This window comes from Sphingopyxis sp. (genome assembly GCF_016463645.1).
Classification (GTDB): Bacteria; Pseudomonadota; Alphaproteobacteria; order Sphingomonadales; family Sphingomonadaceae; genus Sphingopyxis.
This window is the reverse complement of the sequence record NZ_JAEMQX010000229.1, coordinates 1-2,630: the sequence shown is the minus strand read 5'-3', so window position 1 is coordinate 2,630 and position 2,630 is coordinate 1. Positions and strand designations below refer to the sequence as shown.

Annotated in this window: 3 protein-coding genes; 2 read left to right on the top strand and 1 reads right to left on the bottom strand. The window is 67.3% G+C overall.

Annotated elements, in window-relative coordinates; translation table 11 throughout:
- Positions 1-276: 276 nt before the first annotated feature.
- Positions 277-954, top strand: coding sequence for a pyrimidine 5'-nucleotidase (locus JHC57_RS21915; protein WP_294032688.1), 678 nt, complete (start codon positions 277-279; stop codon positions 952-954).
- Positions 951-1,793 carry a 2,3,4,5-tetrahydropyridine-2,6-dicarboxylate N-succinyltransferase gene (gene dapD / locus JHC57_RS21910; protein WP_294032687.1) on the top strand — a complete coding sequence of 281 codons (843 nt, stop codon included), beginning with the start codon at positions 951-953 and terminating at the stop codon, positions 1,791-1,793. The genes JHC57_RS21915 and dapD overlap by 4 nt, the downstream gene beginning before the upstream one ends.
- Positions 1,794-1,953: 160 nt before the next feature.
- Here dapD and gpmA read toward each other — a convergent pair whose 3' ends face one another.
- Complete coding sequence (gpmA, locus tag JHC57_RS21905; protein WP_294032686.1) at positions 1,954-2,628, bottom strand: 2,3-diphosphoglycerate-dependent phosphoglycerate mutase; 675 nt, start codon at positions 2,626-2,628, stop codon at positions 1,954-1,956.
- Positions 2,629-2,630: the final 2 nt, after the last annotated feature.

The following is a 2,630-nucleotide window of genomic DNA, read 5'->3' as shown; positions in this document are numbered from 1 at the left end:
GGCGGAGGCGCCGGAGTGGGCGACGGGCGGGCACCGCCGCCGCCGCATGCGGCGAGCGAGAGCGCGGCAAGGCTCAGAAGCAAAGGCAAAGGCCGTCCAGCCATCCGGTGGATGCGGCTGCGTCGGTTCGCGTCGGCCATGGCCGTTCCCCTTTGCCCTGATGTCCGCCTTTTAGCGCGGCGCAAGCGCAAGGGGTAGCATCATGCGGTTAATCGGGAGTTCCGATCCTTTCCGCGTGGCTTGCCCCCGCGCACCCCAGCCTTTATGCGCCGCGCCATGCCCGCCCCGCTCGACCATATCGACAGCTGGATCTTCGATCTCGACAACACGCTCTATGCGCCCTCGGCGAAGCTGTTCGATCTGATCGACGAACGCATGGGCGCCTTCATCATGCGGCTTTTGAACGTCGACGCGGTCGAGGCGCGGCGTGTGCAAAAGCAATATTTCCACGATCATGGCACGACGATGGCGGGGCTGATGCAGCATCACGGCGTCGACCCCGAGGATTTTCTGGTCGACGTCCACGACATCGCGCTCGACCGGCTGACGGTCGATGCGCGGCTGCGCGCCGGGCTGGAACGGCTGCCCGGACGCAAGCTGGTCTTTACCAACGCCGATGCCGATTATGCGGCGCGCGTGCTGGGTGCCCGCGGGATCGCCGACCTGTTCGACGGCATCTGCGACATCCGCGTCACCCGCTATACGCCCAAGCCCGACGCGGCCGCCTATGAGATGATGGTCGCGCACCTTGGCGTCGACCCGGCGAAGAGCCTGTTCGTCGAGGATATGGCGCGCAACCTGACCCCGGCCAAGATGCTGGGGATGACGACCGTGTGGCTGGACAATGGCAGCGAAAGCGGCCATCGGGACCACCTGCCGGACCATGTCGATTTTCACGCGACCGACATCGCCGACTGGCTCGATTCATTGCCTTTACCTTGGGGAATTTCATGACCACCGACCTGCAGAGCACGATCGACGCCGCGTGGGACGCACGCGACACGCTGGGGCTGACGACGACCGGCGCGGTGCGCGAGGCGGTCGAGAGCGCGCTGGCGGGGCTCGACGACGGAAGCTACCGCGTCGCCGAACGCGACGCGTCGGGGACGTGGCAGGTCAACCAATGGCTGAAGAAGGCGGTGCTGCTGTCGTTCCGCCTCAACGACATGGAAATCATCGAGGGCGGCCCGGGCGGCGCGACCTGGTGGGACAAGGTGCCGTCCAAATTCGCCGGATGGGGCGAGAACCGGTTCCGCGACGCGGGTTTCCGCGCCGTCCCCGGATCGATCGTCCGCCGCGGCGCCCATATCAGCAAGGGCGCGGTGCTGATGCCGAGCTTCGTCAATATCGGCGCCCGGGTCGGCGAGGGATCGATGGTCGACGCCTGGGCGACCGTCGGCAGCTGCGCGCAGATCGGCGCGAACGTCCACCTGTCGGGCGGCGCCGGGATCGGCGGGGTGTTGGAACCGTTACAGGCCGGTCCGGTGGTGATCGAGGACGGCGCCTTCATCGGCGCGCGCGCCGAGGTCGCCGAGGGCGTGATCGTGCGCGAGGGCGCGGTGCTGTCGATGGGCGTCTATCTGGGCGCGTCGACCAAGATCATCGACCGCGCGACGGGCGAGGTGTTCGTCGGCGAAGTGCCCGCTTACGCGGTCGTCGTTCCGGGGTCGCTGCCGGGCAAGCCGCTTCCCGACGGCACGCCGGGGCCGTCGCTCTATTGCGCCGTCATCGTCAAGCGCGTCGATGCGCAGACGCGCGCGAAGACCGGGATCAACGAGCTGCTGCGCGACTGACCCACGCCATTATCCTCCCTGTGGCGAAGCCATGGGGAGGGGAACCGCTCGCAAAGCGAGTGGTGGAGGGGCCGCAACGCTGGTGCCATGGCCCCTCCGTCAGCGGCTCCGCCGCTGCCACCTCCCCATCGCTTCGCGACAGGGAGGATTGTTCTGTCGTTCACCGCTCGCTGAGATAATAGCGTTCGCGCGCGGTCAGGTCGTCGGCGAGGTCGTAGACGATCGGCTGGCCGGTCGGGATTTCGAGCCCGGTGATGTCGGCGTCCGAAATACCCGAGAGATGCTTGACCAGCGCGCGCAGGCTGTTGCCATGCGCCGAGATCAGCACCGTCTTGCCCGCCGCGAGTTCGGGGACGATCGCGGCTTCATAATAGGGGAGCACGCGCTCGATCGTGTCCTTCAGGCTTTCGGCCGACGGGATCGCGATGCCGGCGTAGCGCGGGTCGGTCGACAGGTCCCATTCCGAGCCGGCTCCGAGCGGCGGGGGCGGGATGTCGAAGCTGCGACGCCAGATCTTCACCTGATCCTCGCCATGCTTCGCCGCGGTCTCGGCCTTGTCGAGTCCGGTGAGCCCGCCGTAGTGCCGCTCGTTGAGGCGCCAGTCCTTGGTGACCGGAAGCCAGAGGCGACCCATCGCCTCGAGCGCGAGATTGAGCGTCTTGATCGCGCGCGTCTGGACCGAGGTGAAGCAGGTGTCGGGCGCGATGCCCTTCGCCTTCATCAGCTCGCCCGCGGCGACGGCTTCGGCCGCGCCCTTTTCGGTGACATCGACATCCCACCAACCGGTGAAGCGGTTTTCGAGATTCCACTGCGACTGGCCGTGACGGATGAGGATGA